The organism is Klebsiella sp. WP3-W18-ESBL-02 (assembly GCF_014168815.1).
GTDB classification, from domain to species: Bacteria; Pseudomonadota; Gammaproteobacteria; order Enterobacterales; family Enterobacteriaceae; genus Kluyvera; species Kluyvera ascorbata_B.
Genome location: NZ_AP021973.1, coordinates 133,425 through 148,125, shown reverse-complemented (window position 1 = coordinate 148,125; position 14,701 = coordinate 133,425). Strand labels below are relative to the sequence as shown.

Genomic DNA, 14,701 nt, shown 5'->3' with positions numbered 1-14,701 from the left:
TTAGTTATTGTGTCGCGAGGTTCGTTGCTTGCTGTAAATCCAGTTAAACACACACCAAACAGGTGACGAAGCGTATTTGGGGACAAAATGTCTCTTTTTTTTCGGGTACATAAAAAAGCCCTGTAATCCAGTGATTACAAGGCCTTAGCTCGTAATGATGACATCAAGATGGCGACGTTTTTCGATTTTGACCGCATTTTTCATCAAAATTGTCATCACTTCATTTAGTTTTGAACTCTCCCCTTCCTCATATGAACCCCAAGGTAGGAATGGAGTAGGACTATTGATATTGAATGCAACGCCCGTAGGGCATCGCCATGCAGTTGGCTTCTTTGAGTCAGGTTCCCATTTCACCAGGAGTATTGGCGCGTTACAGTCGATGTCATCGATGGCTGGTATAGCCTCATATAAAAACACTCCCGCATCATCCCCACTGAAGAAAGCTAGATGCTTATACGCGCTGGCAAAAGAGACTACGCCCGCGAAAAGGCCCACAACGATGAGGTTAAGGTTCGATGTTTTGTGACGGATACGTTTTTGCTTCAGGCGAACCATTGTCAGGGCTGACAAGAAGATAGCCACCAGCCCCCCGGCTCCTGCGAACCAAACGGAATTGATTTGCAGGAAGGAAATCAAATCACGATGCTCTCTCTGGTTTTCTTCAAGCATCAACGACACAAAAGTTGTTGTTACTGGCATTGATATCAGGAATATCGTGATCATCACTATTGCAAAAGTCTGTATGGAATAGCGGTCTCTATTTTCCTCTATAACAGAATTAAAGGATAACAGATAAACAAATGTAAATAATAAAATGGAAAGAAGGTACATTGGTTATGCCTTTTTTTGGGTTATCGCTGAATTCTTTTATTTAATTCTGTTCTGAAAAATGCATACAAGAACTGCCACCCATCACCATGAGCCGTTCTGAAATCTTTTTCAGGGAGTACCGGAAAACCAAATTTAAAATTATCTTTTCCAGTGTGGCGCTGGCAAAAGTGCGCAAGCTCATGTGCCACTACGCCTTTGATATGATCCAGTTGATTGATTGAATAAAATGCTCCGATGTCCTTACGCTGCTCTATATGTGCGTACTCATGGTAGCGATAGCGCGGTGTATCACTGTCAGGATAAATGGACGATGGTGAAATAGTGATTGAGCTCCTGCCGCCCCATGAATGTTTGGCACTCCAGTTGACCCGAACTTCAGGCGCAGGGCCGGTGAAACCATATGCCTGTCTATAGAGGTGCAGAAGATACCCTGAATACAGAAAAACAACTTTCTCCGCCGTCATAACGCGAGAAACGCCATAGCGAGCAACTGCCCTATCTCTGGCTGTCAGAACGGGGGTTTTTACCCGTGGGGAGAATAATTTTGTTGGGCTGAATAGCCAGACTTCTGAATCGTCATCAGGCATATCCAGTATCACCTGAATTTCTTCAGGCGACCCAACTCGTTGATGCCACCTTTCAAGATTATCGCCCACTTCATTCAGGCTGATTAAATCATCGGCATTCTCGTAGAATAACCAGATCAGCGTTCCTCGTGGGAGTGCTTTCTCAGCTGAAATATGTGAGAGGATAATTTGACGTGGTGTCTTCTTATTCGCCACAGTTCCCGGATGCTTCTATCAGTTTTATTTTTGTTGCTTCTGCCGCCTGCATTTTTTGTTTCATCTTCTCAATGCTAGCGGTCACACGGCGGGCGCACCATTGATACGCTGCCTGACGTGATTCGAAAAACTCATAATCCGCGTGCAGGTAAACTGATGTGCCGTAGGAGACGGACATACGGTAACCCTTCGGCGTTTCATTGATGACTTCCCGTTCTTCTACACAGTTTTCAAACTCAGGGACATAATCCACGAATCGACGACGCAGAATGCAAAACAGCACCTTTATTTGGTTTTCATCAGTCATTTGTTATCCTCGTTATTCTTCTTATTTATCATCAACCTTTCTTAATTGTCGATGCTGAATACGGCGGAGCGGATTTCACGCTTGGCCTGCTGACGGGCGCGGTGTTTGCTTACACGAAGAGATCTATCGTATGCATTGTTTTTACGATAGCCACGCGAGCGGCACAGTGAACAAGTGCAGCCTTCTACTGAATAGAAAATCCCAAACGGTTTCATAAGTATCACCTTTAAGCTTGATAATAATGTTTATCATAGCTGGAGTTATTCAGGTGACGAATAGTTAAGGGGCGCGTTTTGCTTGGGTTTTTACACTATCGTTTATTGAGTCGATGAGGTCGGAAATAGAAAGGAGTTTTCTGCCAAAGAATAGTTTTCGTCTGGCTTCTATTTCGTAGCGGAAGGGTTCAATAATTTCATCTTCATGCATGATTACGAAACGATAGCCGTTATTAAGGAGTTTATGCAGCTTGTTTGTTTTTTTTCTTATGGGACTTAGCTTAAACATTGTTATCAACTTCTCATCATGATCACCTGAATTGTTATAACACAGTTATTTCCGACACGCTGCTGCTTTTGCTGAAGAACTCGGATTGCTTTGGGCTGGGCCAGCAGGTTGTATGCCGGGCGAACCCGGCATCGTTATCACAGGGCTTTTTCTTTTCCCTTTCGTTCTATCCCACGAAACATCGCGCATTTCCGCACAATATCCAGTGTCGGGATGCTACCACTCCCCTGCTCTTTCACGCTCATTCGCAACGTGAGCCGTAGCAACATCTTGATGTCACGTGGTGGAAGTTCTGGGTAAGTGTTTACAAGTGATCTGACCAGTTCATCAGGAATGTTCACGCCAAAGTTCTCACCCATAATCTTCCAGATCTTTTGGGCATCTGATTTCTCCGGCACATCATAGTGAATGATTGCAGCGCATCTTGGTATGATAGCCTCATCGATGTCACTACCCCGGTTGCTTGTCATGAACATCAACCCATCGAAATACTCCAGTGTACGGAGGAACTCCGCAACGATGGCATTTTGAGTCAGTGATGCTCCACGCTGCATGACAAACACATCGGCTTCGTCCAGAAGCAGGACACAGTTCCAGCGTTTAGCCCGGGTCAGAATCGTCCGCAGATTTTTCTCAATGTCATCGGCGTTGGTTCCCAGTGCGCCAGCATGAATTGAGTACAGGGGCCGTTCAATGACCTCTGCATACACTTCAGCAGTTAATGTCTTCCCAAGTCCGGGTGAGCCCACGCACATGATGATGTTACCCGCGCTTTTCCCTTCAACAATATCGCTGGTGAAAGCGCTGATATCCGTGGTCAGTATATCGAGTAAATCACGGTGGTCTTCCGGCAAAACCATCTTTTTTGGCAGTTCTTTATCATACTTGTATGGTTTTACGTTATTGGCATGTATCCAGATAAAGTCTTGCAGCGAGAGATCAAAATAACGCTGCACAGGAATTTCGGGTAAAAGGCCAAACTGGTCATCTTCAAAAAGAGGCGACTCCACTTCTGCACCGTAGGCATCGCACTCACTATCAGGCAAATCGTGTATCAGTTTATGCCCTGCTATTTCCAGATTCCGGTCGCTGTAGCTATACGATTCCATTCTGACAGCCCTGCCGGTTGCTTTAAGGAAGGTGCGAACAAGTTCCTGATATGAGATCATCATATTCATCCGGAGCGCATCCCAGAGGGACATCATGAGCCATCAACTCACCTTCGCCGATAGTGAATTCAGCACTAAGCGCCGTCAGACCCGAAAAGAGATTTTCCTCTCCCGCATGGAGCAGATTCTGCCATGGCAGAATATGACCGCTGTCATCGAGCCGTTTTATCCCAAGGCGGGCAATGGCCGACGGCCCTATCCGCTGGAGACCATGCTGCGTATTCACTGCATGCAGCATTGGTACAACCTGAGCGACGGTGCCATGGAAGATGCCCTGTACGAAATCGCCTCCATGCGCCTGTTTGCCCGATTATCCCTGGATAGCGCCCTGCCGGATCGCACCACCATCATGAATTTCCGCCACCTGCTCGAGCTGCATCAACTGGCCCGTCAATTGTTCAAGACCATCAATCGCTGGCTGGCCGAAGCAGGCGTCATGATGACCCAAGGCACTTTGGTGGATGCCACCATCATTGAGGCACCCAGCTCTACCAAGAACAAAGAGCAGCAACGCGATCCGGAGATGCATCAGACCAAGAAAGGCAATCAGTGGCACTTTGGCATGAAGGCCCACATTGGTGTCGATGCCAAGAGTGGCCTGACCCACAGCCTGGTCACCACCGCGGCCAACGAGCATGACCTCAATCAGCTGGGTAATCTGCTTCATGGAGAGGAGCAATTTGTCTCAGCCGATGCCGGCTACCAAGGAGCGCCACAGCGCGAGGAGCTGGCCGAGGTGGATGTGGACTGGCTGATCGCCGAGCGTCCCGGCAAGGTAAAAACCTTGAAGCAGCATCCGCGCAAGAACAAAACGGCCATCAACATCGAATACATGAAAGCCAGCATCCGTGCCAGGGTGGAGCACCCGTTTCGCATCATCAAGCGGCAGTTCGGCTTCGTGAAAGCCAGATACAAGGGGCTGCTGAAAAACGATAACCAACTGGCGATGTTATTCACCCTGGCCAACCTGTTTCGGGTGGACCAAATGATACGTCAGTGGGAGAGATCTCAGTAAAAACCGGAAATAACGCCAGAAATGGTGGAAAAAATAGCCTAAATAGGCTGATTCGATGTGTTTGCGGGAAAAAAATCGGCCCAGATCCGCGAAATTTTAATCAGCGAGTCAGCTTGGGAAGAAATGACCTGCTTATTCGCACCTTCCTTAAACTGATTGCCAAATTGCCCGTCGACCACTTCCTTAAACCGCGTTAGTTGTTCCAGGTACTCTTGTTTCAGCTCATGCGTTTCATGGTAGATATCACGGTCGGCCAGTGTCTTAGCGACACTGCGCCGCGCCACCTCATTAGGCTCGAAATTCAGGGCGGTAAGCTGGGTTCCGTAAACCTTTTTGGAGTGCGAATATTCGCCGAACCCATACCAGCTGATTTGTAACAATAGTGATGGGGGACGGTCAGAGTTTTTTTCTGATTTTAATTCTTTTATTGCTGTAACAAGACCGGGGTACAGGTTGCCGTCATGACCGCGTCGGTATATCCAGCCATCAATTCGATTTGACTTCAGATACTGTAGTAACACACGACCGAATGCCGGAAAACTGCTCACAGGCTTATCGAAATCACCTTCCAGTGCAGTGATGATCGATTCAAGAGCTCGTCGATTTTTTGACTCTCCATCACCACGACATGCCTGTAAAAGTTCATTCAGATCATCCCGAGATAAACATAGCGGATCGACGGCAATCTCATCGTCAGAACTACGGTGGCTATAACGATTACGTAAAGCCTCAAATGTTGGGCTTGTGGTAGCTTTTAGTGTTTCTGTTTTTATCGTGAGTGCCATAGCCGTCCTCGTCAGTAATTTACTTTGATATGCCTTAAGTTCACATGGAAGGGGCAACTTCGAACGCATTAGGAACTCTGATCCGCGAGCCTATTTCCAGTTTAATGGTTGCCTTTACGTATTCACCCTCCTTCAGATAGGTGATGTCTTGGTTATGAAATGTTGACTTTTCATGTGTAGCCCACCATTCCATAGAGCTTGGGATTTTTAACGTTAGCCCAAGATGTTCAGTGAGATAGCATACTCCCATGTTTGAGTAGGTCTTAACGGGGTTCGGGTAGAATTGAAAGTTACCCTCTACGAGACAATCAGTACGAGGATCGATGAACGAAAGGAAAACGCTAAAAGTACCCTGACGTTTTAGCTCGGCGTAAGCCTCAAGAATCGTGAAACGCTTTAATGCGTCATTTGAAAACAGGGTTACAATTTTTTCCGAAAGCATAGCCACCTCATGAGCTGTTTTTTTCCTATTATCAACCGGTGTCTCCTCCTGACGAATAGGTTTGCGGCCAAAAAAAAACTGCACCAGGAGGTGCAGTTTCGATAATCAAGCAATGGCGAATTGTTATTTTTCGCTACTCAGTTTATCCGTAATAAATGCTTCAATTTCTGCCATGAGCTCGGTACTCATTCGGTTAAATTCAAAGCGAACTTTACGGCCCGATGCATTTTTGCTGATACGGGCGTATTTGTCCTTATTAGCAAAATTAGCCAGATCACGGGTTTCCCAACTTTTTGCAGGTGGCTTTTGATCGAGTAATTCAACCGCCTTTGTGATCTGCGCCATGACAATTTTCTGCGCTTCCGGGATGTCACTGATGTCCAGATTAGCAATTTCTTCTTTCACCCTATCAACTACATCTGCAAGAATGAAAAGGTTGCTCTCTACGTATTTCTGAAGTTTGGACAACCGGCTGTAGAAGGAGTTTGGTATACCTTCATAATCCGGGAACAGAGCTATCAACGAACCGTCAATACGCGCCGCCTGAATACGTTTAAAGACTGACACATGGCTTATGCCAAGAAAGAGGGCAAGCTCTTCATTTTTGGTGAATCCTTTTTCCTGCATTAGTTCCAGATACTGAAGCCCAACCTCTCGGTATGAGAATCGGCGTGATGTTTGTGCAGCGGTAATAATCGCCTTGATGTCCTCAGCTGATAGATCATCTGGTAGCACCCATAAAGGCAGATCTTTTTGAGCCGCAATACAGCAAAAACGTCTGCGGCTACCTTCAATAAGCAGGTACACGCCATCACGTTTAACGGCAACACCTTCAGTATCAACACCCCTTGACTCAATTTGTTGCAGGATATCTCGTACTGCGTTTGTGGTAAGCGCTTCCTGATTTCGCGGGTTCATTGGGTGAACGGCGGTCTCAGTAGCGACATTTTCAGCTGCTACAGTGACGTGCTCAGCTTCAAGTTTTCGCCCGTTATGAAGGGTAAAGAGTTTCTTAATGCGAGGGGGACTCTTAAGGTTAGCTAACCCGGAACGGTGGCCTACATCGGTTCGCTTTGGCGTATTTAGATAACGCGATTTATCGTTTCCGATATGCTGTTCATCACTCATGCGTTAACTCCTTCCTTCGCTGAAAAACTCTTTATCTCATTAATAAACTGTTGATATACGGACATTACGGATTCTTCGGCAATATCCAGCTGCTTTGGTGAACATAACTCTTCAGATTTCTTAATATCGAGAACCGACCTACCCCGTGACGCAGCTGCTTTGAATGCTTCAGAGTTTTTGATATTGGTTGCCATAAACAGGTCTTGAACGGTTCGAATTAACTTATCGAGGACTATTTTTTCGTATGGGCTTTTATCATCGACGTTAACGGCCAGTACTTTAAACCATTTAATATTTTCACCTTTATTGGGAGACTGACGGAATCGCTCACTGATCGTCAGCATAAAATCAGTTGTGGATGCATAGTCGTATTCTCGCGGAGAAACTGCGACAAGAATACCGTCAGCGGCCTCATCAGCGGCCCAGATAATTGGCGAGTCTTCTGGAGGGGTATCGAAGATAATAAGGTCATACTTAGCTTTCAGGACTGGCATTATCACTTCTTTGAATCGTAGCAACAACTGAGTGCGCTCTTCTTTACTGCACTGCCAGTATTTATCTTTGAATCTCGCATCGGTTGGGAACGCAGTAATTACATCAAGATTTGGCAGATGGGTTGAGAACGGCATATTCTCAATGATTTCAGCCTCAGAGTAACCCATGTCGAGGTATTTTTTATATTCAGAACCTTCTTCATACACGCCCAGGATTGCGTCGATTGCAGTCAGGAATACGTCGTCTTCAGATACGCTTTGAATCATACCGCTACCAATAGAGCCTTGCGGATCCCATTCAATTACTAAAACTCTGGCATTCAACTGGAGATCAAGTGCTGCTGCTACAGCCAGAGCCACTGAGGTCGTGCTTTTTCCTGTCCCACCTTTATGATTCTGAACAATGATTGTTCGGCTCTGGTAGTAATCTCTATAGCGCGGATAACCCAGGGCATCCATAATATTCTGGACATCCCAGCGGGTATAAAGGTGGTTTTTGTTCTGATAAATAGGTTGACCCACCAGCCTTTTTTCTTCGAGATCAGCGAGAATTTTATTGAAGGTAACTCGAGATTTTCCAAAGAAGTCGGAGAGATTTTTTTTATTCAGGCAGTGGTTATAGATAAGGCGATCTACCCCCTCCACACTGTCATCTGATACAGATACCCGGGAAGAAGCCAGTAACGATTCTTTCAATGAAATTTGTTCGGACTTCATGCGTTGCCCGACAAGGGCAATTTTATCTATTAGATTCATTCTCGTCATACCCTCAAACCTGAATTATGAATTTAAACGCATATGCGTATACTTTACGTATAATGCGTAAAATGACGCTCTATGCGTATAATTGTAACGGCAATCAGATTGAGACGCTAACATTCTATTTTGTTTTTTCTTCATTTTGCGATCTCGAAATGCAGTTCAATGACACATCATCTTTCTCTTCTGGCGATTAAGGGGGTTAAGTAATCCACGGGGCGGGCAGAACCCGGAGAGACTGACTGGCGATTAAGGGGGTTAAGTAACCCACGGGTCGGGCAGAACCCGGAGATGCTGGCTGGCGATTAAGGGGGTTAAGTGACCCACGGTACGGGCAGAAACCGGAGAGGCTGGCTGGCGATTAAGGGGGTTAAGTGACCCACTGTACGGGCAGAAACCGGAGAGGCTGGCTGGCGATTAAGGGGGTTAAGTGACCCACGGTACGGGCAGAACCCGGAGAGGCTGACTGGCGATTAAGGGTGTTAAGTAATCCACGGGTCGGGCAGAACCCGGAGATGCTGGCTGGCGATTAAGGGGGTTAAGTGACTTAGCGCTGGAGGATACGCCCTGCAACTATTGGTAAATGAATGACAAGGTTTCCCGTAAGACCCATCAAATAAAAAAGCCTCTGAAGTAGAGGCTCTTGGGTATTCGATATAGTTAGGCTAATTCGTCCGGGTCGTTGATGGCACTAACGAAGAACTCCGTGCGGTAATCATTCCCCCATCCCAACCAGACAGAAGGTGAACCCTCCTTTGCCAACGAACGGTCACCCGTCATGCTGTCCGCTTGGACAGGAACTGTCACGCATTCTTTAATAGTATCGGCCTCGGCAACCAGTCCAGTACTCTGGGTTTCAAATCCGGCAATTACGACAACAGCATCAGGGTCGTGTAGCTGAAGCTGGGCGATAAGCTCTTTAACTTTCATAGTGATCCTCTGCGCTAGAATTATCCAATTCTACCACGCTTGATGGTCAGGCGTATAAGTGCTTACTGTACAGCTCGAAAGCTTCATCATGTTCCAAATCGTCCAGGATAACGATATCAGGGCCATGTTCTTTTTTGATTTGTGCGATGTATGAAGCGTATTGAGCCTGGCTTTTGTAGCCCACTGTCCAAAGTCTACCTTCGCGTAAGACGCAGATTTTCTTGCGGTAAACCTTCTTGAAACTTGATTTAGTTTTCCGGTTACGCTCCTCGTCACTGACAAGCTGGTCGATTACTTCAATCAGGTTTGAGTCTATGAGAAATGGCTTGCCATTGTGTTCGCCAAGGCAGATTGGCAGAAGACCCTTCGCATATGATTCGGCCTGGCGGAACAGCTCTTTTTTTCCTGGTTCGAACAGTACGCGAGTTTCGCCACCATGCCCATCATTATCAGCTGTACCTATGCTCAGCCCGTCGAAGAGGACAGTAGCGTTAAAGCAGACTGTTTCCTGGCTCATGCCAGTATAGATTTTGAGGCCTTTCAATTTGATTCTTGTCTGAGTGTTCATTGTGTGTTCCCCGCTTTCTAATTGTGATTCTATTTTCAATCACCTTGAGCAGGTGACGAAGTGATACGGAGAAATAATTGTTGGGTCGCCTGATAGCCGGGCTGGTGGCAGCCGCAACCCTTAGTCAGTACTTCGGGATCGTAGTTCCGAAAAGCCACAACAGTCTCCACAGCGTTTTGGGGGTGTTAACCCCCATACGCTTTGAGACTTTGCCCTAGCGGGCCGCGAATTCGCCTAATCGCCCCGTGAGGGCTCTATTCGAATTTACATGCCGTGCCTGCTTCGCTTGAGAGCGAAGCTTTTGGACGGCGATTGCCCGCGTGGCGGGCAGACATTTTTACGTGCGCATTGCGCACGATTTTCTTCGGTTACATTACAGGGCTGGCTGGGGATTGGCTTATTGCAATATTCTACAACGAAGCTGGGAACGGCTGGCTGGAACGCGAAGATTTAAATCATACTCTATATCGACTGATATCAACGACGGTATCAGCGGGGTCTGTTGCCAGCTTACAGGTCACTTGACCTTCCTGATCCAGCATCAGTGTCGCGGTTAACGGTTCATTTTGAGCATCGATTACAGTGACATTCACGCGTAACCGTGTTGGAAGCATCATCAGAATTCGCGTAGGGCTCTCTGATAATGACACGTTTCTGGCTTGCAGAACCGCTAAAACACTCTTCATTAACTCTGCTTGGTCGATCATATAGTCACATGCCACTGGATGTATTGGGATGAAATCGTGCCTACCGCAGGGCTACACGAAAGATATAAATCAGTATGACATGCGGGCCGGACTCAAACCATCAATTACTGGAACCAGTCCGAAGATAGCGCTCTGGTTTTTATGCTGTTGAATTTACATAGTTGTTATTTAGTGAATTATTCGTACCTTATCATTCACTGATATCACTTAAATTCAAAGTGAACAGGAGAGGATTGGATTAAAAGTCCATAAAATGTGAATTAAAAGTGCGCTAGGAAATGCGATAAACTGATTGATTTGTTTTGATATGGTTTTTATGTGAATTATCGGTGAGTTACTTGTGTGCTACTTATCTCCATGCTGCTATGCCTTTCCAATAAATAGATTGGATAGGGCAGGGAGATGGAAGAGGGGAGAGGGCTTACTCCGCAGGTGATTTCACTTTAAATTCAAGCCATCTTGCCCCGAGCCTGTTTTTATCCAGATTGTAGAACAACGGTTTTATACAGACCCCTTCATACTCAGGGAACTCTATACCGCTGGCGAAGTGAATCTGTAGTGTATCAGGATCAATACCCATCATGTTTGTGTCAAACAGCCTGTGGAATGTTGGTGATAGCAAAATGCCGTTACTGGCGTTATAGCAGCCTGCTACGGATGTTGGTTCAATATGTGCTGCCTCCAGCACACCGTTGAGGTGTTTGCCCGATACCGCGCACAGGCTTCCGAAATTCTTATCCACCAACTCACGGAACTGAGACTGGACATGCACATCGCGAACGCTAACCTCTCGGCGGAAGCTCGGGGAGCGCATACGGATATCTGCATGGGGGAGGTGACCGCGTGGTAATGGCAATACAGCCGGTTGCTCATCCATTACTGGATTCTGCTCCTCGCAGTAGGTGTCCACGGACTCAATCAAACGGGATGTGTCATTACCAAATCGGCGAGTGAACCAGAGCCTGAAGTGAGCCAACCGTGATGCCGGAATTTTGTTACGTGCGTACTCCTGAGCATTCTCCTTTTCGATTTCAGTATTTAGTAAAGCCAGACGGGCCTGAGAAGCACGAATTTCTTCCTGGACTCTGAGATATCCTGCCAGTAGACAAACTTTGGATTCCTGATGTTCAGGCCGTCGCGGATAACCAGATCCTGTTTCAACCACGCCAAAGGCTTTGTACCGGAACATTCGGGGAAAAAGCGTTAATGCCACCCGGTTGTTACGACGAACGAGGGAACGAATCAGATTGGTTATCTTCCTCATGTTCTGAATAGTGCGGGGAGAAAAGAACGCGGCGTATTACCTCTGCTCTATCTATTCCCGACATTATCCCTCTGCGAATGACACCACGGAGGTGAGCATTATGTCTTGCCCCGCTTACTAGGCCGAACTCACGGGACAAACTGACATACTCTTTCAGGAGGTGATGCTTAGGGTCGGTAAACGCCTCTGGAGGAATCACCTGATATGCAACTGACGAAAGTATACGGAAAGTCAGTTCAGATGCTGTCCAGCCCTCACGCCGAAGCCGAATAATTGTTATAACGAGATCATCGATACCAGGCATATCCGGTTCGATATATAGGGACATCAGAGTGTCGTTCATTCCGGGAGGAAGGCTAGCAGAGTGTGACGGGTTGCTCATAGGGTAAGGTACTGATCGGACGTAGAAGAAGCGCTTATGTTACGGAATTCGCTCTGGTGGGTTTTAGCTCCAGTGGCGAACGCTGGAACTACGGGTAAAAAAATCCCCGGTTTACCGGGGAAGTTAACAACTACCTCCAGAAGGGTTGGAGGCAAAGCCGGTTGGGCGACCGGCCACAGGGAATGCTACGGCTTAATGCCGAGTACTACACCGCCATAGACCAGGTACATCACGATGGCGAACAGCATGAAGAAATGGGTTACCGGGTGCGCCAGCGCGGCTGCTGCCGCATTGCTTGCGCTGAGCTTCAGTGAGCCAAAAGAGTGATTACGAACAGCTTGTGCTTTCATGGGTCGCTCCTGATAACGGGTTACATGTTGTGGCTTCTGTATCCAGTATCTGGTGAGTGACTCAGGTGACGAAGAAAACCAGGGCATAAAAAGCCCTGTATTTTCAGAAAGATAATATCGGTTTCGTTTTGTGTTGTGCTTGCTATTCCGGGCATAAAAAAACCGCCTGGTGAACCAGACGGCTTTGGGATAAACAGGCTTTACACAGACAGGTCAGTGGATCATTTAAGTCACTTAACCCCCTTAATCGCCAGTGTATTGCCACCAGCAGTACGTGGTCTAACGCTTAAATATCGTAGCGACCTTCTTTGATTTGCTGGAGCTGTTCAGCCAGCACCTTCGCCAGTGGTTCGGCTTCTTCTTCATCATCAAGATTGTCGATGAGCGTCAGATTCGACTCACCCGCACGGCGGGCATAAACCCCATACGCTCGCTGGCCGGAGATATCGGTGACCGAAGTCTGAGAGTGATCGCAGATGATATTGCCGTGACGGTCTACCGGCCCGAAGCTGATGGCTTCATAATCCGCATCGTGGCCCAATGGTAAATCGCGCAAAACAAACAGGCGTAATGGGAGAACGTCGTACTCAGCACCACATTTTGCTGCCACATCCAGATCGTTAATTTCACGGAGAAAATCTTTCGCTACCACCGAGTCAGAATGCATCCGGTAAATGGTCGATGCGGCCCAGATTGCACCAGCATAAAATTGTGATTCTTCTTTTGTCATTTAGCACCTGCTCTTATTGTCATGGGTATGCCGGTCGAACGGTATCCCCGTGCAGACCGTCAGTAAACGGTTATTTCCTTTGCGCAGCAGTCGCATTGGTATTCGTTGATACCACCAGTTGCGACCCAGTTTATTGCGCCGCAGCGGCAACTCAACAGCTGGCGCATACCAGGAGCAAGTGCCCGCTCTGAAAACGACTCAACCGGGACTTCGCCCGGGTAGTAGTAACCTTTTATCAGCTTGCTGCGTGAATGCCCGTCAGTGTCGGTGTAATGCAGATACACCTTCCGGGTATAAATCATACCCGAGTCAGTGCCGAACTGCGTTTTCAGAAGCATACATATCCTCCAGACGCTGAATACATTGTTGTGCGGCCTTATCAAGTAGTTCAGCCGTGGGTTCATCATAGATGCCACGTACCAGCAGACCAAATATTTCCGGGTCTACAGACAAATCGTACATGCATACGCGAACGCCAAGCGCTGTACGTAGCGCATAGACATGGCGGTTAGGCTTTCCGCCGATACCGGTGACTGACGCGACATTTTCAAAATTACCAGGGTTAACCAGGTTAATCACGGGGCACGATATACACTCAGGGATCCGCTTCAGAGCCACAGCATCCAGATACAGGCTGTGGCCCACTTTCAGGTTTTTTGGCAACGCTTGCAACGGCATGGCTTCGAGGGCCAGATTTTCTTCAAGATGCAGGTTATCCGGCAAAGTGGTAATACGGGTGTTTGACAGCATCATACTGCCAGCTACTTTCAGCGTATCCGGCAGATAGGCGATATCAGTACACATGATGTCCAGAACGCGGCCCACCGTCAGATTTTCCGGCAGATACTTAAGACGTGAAGAATTCGCCATGAGCGTACCGGTAATGGTCAGGTTGTCAGGGAGAGATTCCAGCTCAGAGTAGCTGATAAACAGATTGCGGGCCACCAGCCCGGCAGGGATGCTATGAATGCCCGACAGAATGGTCAGGGTGTTCGTCACGGTCAGATTCGCGGGAATATAGTCGCAGGGAATTGCCGGATCTTCTGGCTCAAGCGTAAACCCGACACGAAGATCGCCTTCAACGATGATTCGTCCGTCCTGAAGGGTAAAGGCCACACCATTCGCTGCCAGTTTATCAATGAAGTCTGTCATATCGGTTTCCTTTTAATGGCCCGACGAGCCGGGCCGGAGGTTCAGAGTTTGCTGACAAAGTTCTGCTGCGTGAACAGGTACATATCGTCCTGCTCATTGAACATGCACAGATTTTCGAGGATGCGCTTTTCAATCCAGACGACCGGCTTTTCACGCATATCCTTCGCGAGCGAAAAGGTGTTTCGCAGCCGGGTAATGCGGTGCTGATCATTGATTGCCTGGTGAATTGCGGCCTTTGACGCTGCCGCCTGCTTTTTTACGTTGTTGCGGGCACACCATAATTCGCCACTAGCGGCTGATGCCCGCGCTGCTGGCTGACGTGAGGAGTCCAGTTGGTCATAACGTAAGAGATTCGGCATGATGCCCCCTGTCATAGTTTTGTCGTTATTGACCTATTATCTG

General features: G+C 47.5%; 18 protein-coding genes. 2 read left to right on the top strand and 16 right to left on the bottom strand.

The window, feature by feature from the left end; genetic code table 11:
- Nucleotides 1-144 precede the first annotated feature (144 nt).
- The 5 genes from H7R56_RS25715 to H7R56_RS25695 all read right to left on the bottom strand — a co-directional run bounded on the left by H7R56_RS25715 (nucleotide 145) and on the right by H7R56_RS25695 (nucleotide 3,629).
- Entirely contained in the window at nucleotides 145-831 is a 687-nt protein-coding gene (locus tag H7R56_RS25715; protein ID WP_016241554.1) for a hypothetical protein, read from the bottom strand.
- Between the two features lie 20 nt (nucleotides 832-851).
- Complete coding sequence (locus H7R56_RS25710) at nucleotides 852-1,613, bottom strand: hypothetical protein (RefSeq protein ID WP_182928825.1); 762 nt, start codon at nucleotides 1,611-1,613, stop codon at nucleotides 852-854.
- The gene (locus H7R56_RS25705) at nucleotides 1,603-1,920 is read right to left on the bottom strand and encodes a hypothetical protein (RefSeq protein WP_007372316.1); all 318 of its coding nucleotides are present in this window, start codon (nucleotides 1,918-1,920) and stop codon (nucleotides 1,603-1,605) included. The genes H7R56_RS25710 and H7R56_RS25705 overlap by 11 nt, the downstream gene beginning before the upstream one ends.
- A 41-nt stretch (nucleotides 1,921-1,961) precedes the next feature.
- On the bottom strand, nucleotides 1,962-2,135 hold the full coding sequence (locus H7R56_RS25700) for a hypothetical protein (protein WP_009653096.1): 174 nt from the start codon (nucleotides 2,133-2,135) through the stop codon (nucleotides 1,962-1,964).
- A gap of 426 nt (nucleotides 2,136-2,561) precedes the next feature.
- Complete coding sequence (locus H7R56_RS25695; RefSeq protein WP_227674748.1) at nucleotides 2,562-3,629, bottom strand: AAA family ATPase; 1,068 nt, start codon at nucleotides 3,627-3,629, stop codon at nucleotides 2,562-2,564.
- Here H7R56_RS25695 and H7R56_RS25690 point away from each other — a divergent pair.
- Together H7R56_RS25690 and H7R56_RS27945 are read left to right on the top strand one after the other, a co-directional pair.
- Nucleotides 3,628-4,608 (top strand): IS5-like element ISKpn26 family transposase, encoded by a 981-nt coding sequence (locus tag H7R56_RS25690; RefSeq protein ID WP_174332463.1) that lies wholly within the window; start codon nucleotides 3,628-3,630, stop codon nucleotides 4,606-4,608. The genes H7R56_RS25695 and H7R56_RS25690 overlap by 2 nt on opposite strands.
- Complete coding sequence (locus tag H7R56_RS27945) at nucleotides 4,590-4,805, top strand: hypothetical protein (protein ID WP_320108822.1); 216 nt, start codon at nucleotides 4,590-4,592, stop codon at nucleotides 4,803-4,805. The genes H7R56_RS25690 and H7R56_RS27945 overlap by 19 nt, the downstream gene beginning before the upstream one ends.
- A gap of 628 nt (nucleotides 4,806-5,433) precedes the next feature.
- On the opposite strand, the gene H7R56_RS25680 is transcribed toward H7R56_RS27945, so the two are convergent.
- The 11 genes from H7R56_RS25680 to H7R56_RS25630 form a co-directional block, all read right to left on the bottom strand.
- Nucleotides 5,434-5,919: a hypothetical protein gene (locus tag H7R56_RS25680; protein ID WP_172745723.1), complete on the bottom strand. Its 486-nt coding sequence runs from the start codon at nucleotides 5,917-5,919 to the stop codon at nucleotides 5,434-5,436.
- Between the two features lie 39 nt (nucleotides 5,920-5,958).
- Nucleotides 5,959-6,963: a ParB family protein gene (locus H7R56_RS25675; RefSeq protein ID WP_007372313.1), complete on the bottom strand. Its 1,005-nt coding sequence runs from the start codon at nucleotides 6,961-6,963 to the stop codon at nucleotides 5,959-5,961.
- Entirely contained in the window at nucleotides 6,960-8,213 is a 1,254-nt protein-coding gene (locus tag H7R56_RS25670) for a ParA family protein (RefSeq protein WP_007372312.1), read from the bottom strand. Before H7R56_RS25670 ends, H7R56_RS25675 begins: the two co-directional genes overlap by 4 nt.
- 663 nt (nucleotides 8,214-8,876) lie before the next feature.
- Entirely contained in the window at nucleotides 8,877-9,146 is a 270-nt protein-coding gene (locus H7R56_RS25665) for a hypothetical protein (protein WP_008786584.1), read from the bottom strand.
- 46 nt (nucleotides 9,147-9,192) lie between these two features.
- Nucleotides 9,193-9,714 (bottom strand): hypothetical protein, encoded by a 522-nt coding sequence (locus H7R56_RS25660; protein WP_007372310.1) that lies wholly within the window; start codon nucleotides 9,712-9,714, stop codon nucleotides 9,193-9,195.
- Between the two features lie 1,128 nt (nucleotides 9,715-10,842).
- Nucleotides 10,843-11,685, bottom strand: coding sequence for an HNH endonuclease signature motif containing protein (locus tag H7R56_RS25655; RefSeq protein ID WP_007372307.1), 843 nt, complete (start codon nucleotides 11,683-11,685; stop codon nucleotides 10,843-10,845).
- Between the two features lie 567 nt (nucleotides 11,686-12,252).
- A complete protein-coding gene (locus H7R56_RS25650; RefSeq protein ID WP_007372306.1) occupies nucleotides 12,253-12,417 on the bottom strand; it encodes a hypothetical protein in 165 nt (54 codons plus the stop codon).
- Between the two features lie 286 nt (nucleotides 12,418-12,703).
- Nucleotides 12,704-13,147, bottom strand: coding sequence for a hypothetical protein (locus H7R56_RS25645; RefSeq protein ID WP_007372305.1), 444 nt, complete (start codon nucleotides 13,145-13,147; stop codon nucleotides 12,704-12,706).
- A 59-nt stretch (nucleotides 13,148-13,206) separates the two neighbouring features.
- Nucleotides 13,207-13,485 carry a hypothetical protein gene (locus H7R56_RS25640; RefSeq protein ID WP_007372304.1) on the bottom strand — a complete coding sequence of 93 codons (279 nt, stop codon included), beginning with the start codon at nucleotides 13,483-13,485 and terminating at the stop codon, nucleotides 13,207-13,209.
- Nucleotides 13,457-14,299, bottom strand: coding sequence for a hypothetical protein (locus H7R56_RS25635; RefSeq protein WP_007372303.1), 843 nt, complete (start codon nucleotides 14,297-14,299; stop codon nucleotides 13,457-13,459). Before H7R56_RS25635 ends, H7R56_RS25640 begins: the two co-directional genes overlap by 29 nt.
- A 41-nt stretch (nucleotides 14,300-14,340) precedes the next feature.
- Nucleotides 14,341-14,658 carry a hypothetical protein gene (locus H7R56_RS25630; RefSeq protein ID WP_016241555.1) on the bottom strand — a complete coding sequence of 106 codons (318 nt, stop codon included), beginning with the start codon at nucleotides 14,656-14,658 and terminating at the stop codon, nucleotides 14,341-14,343.
- Between the last annotated feature and the right edge of the window lie 43 nt (nucleotides 14,659-14,701).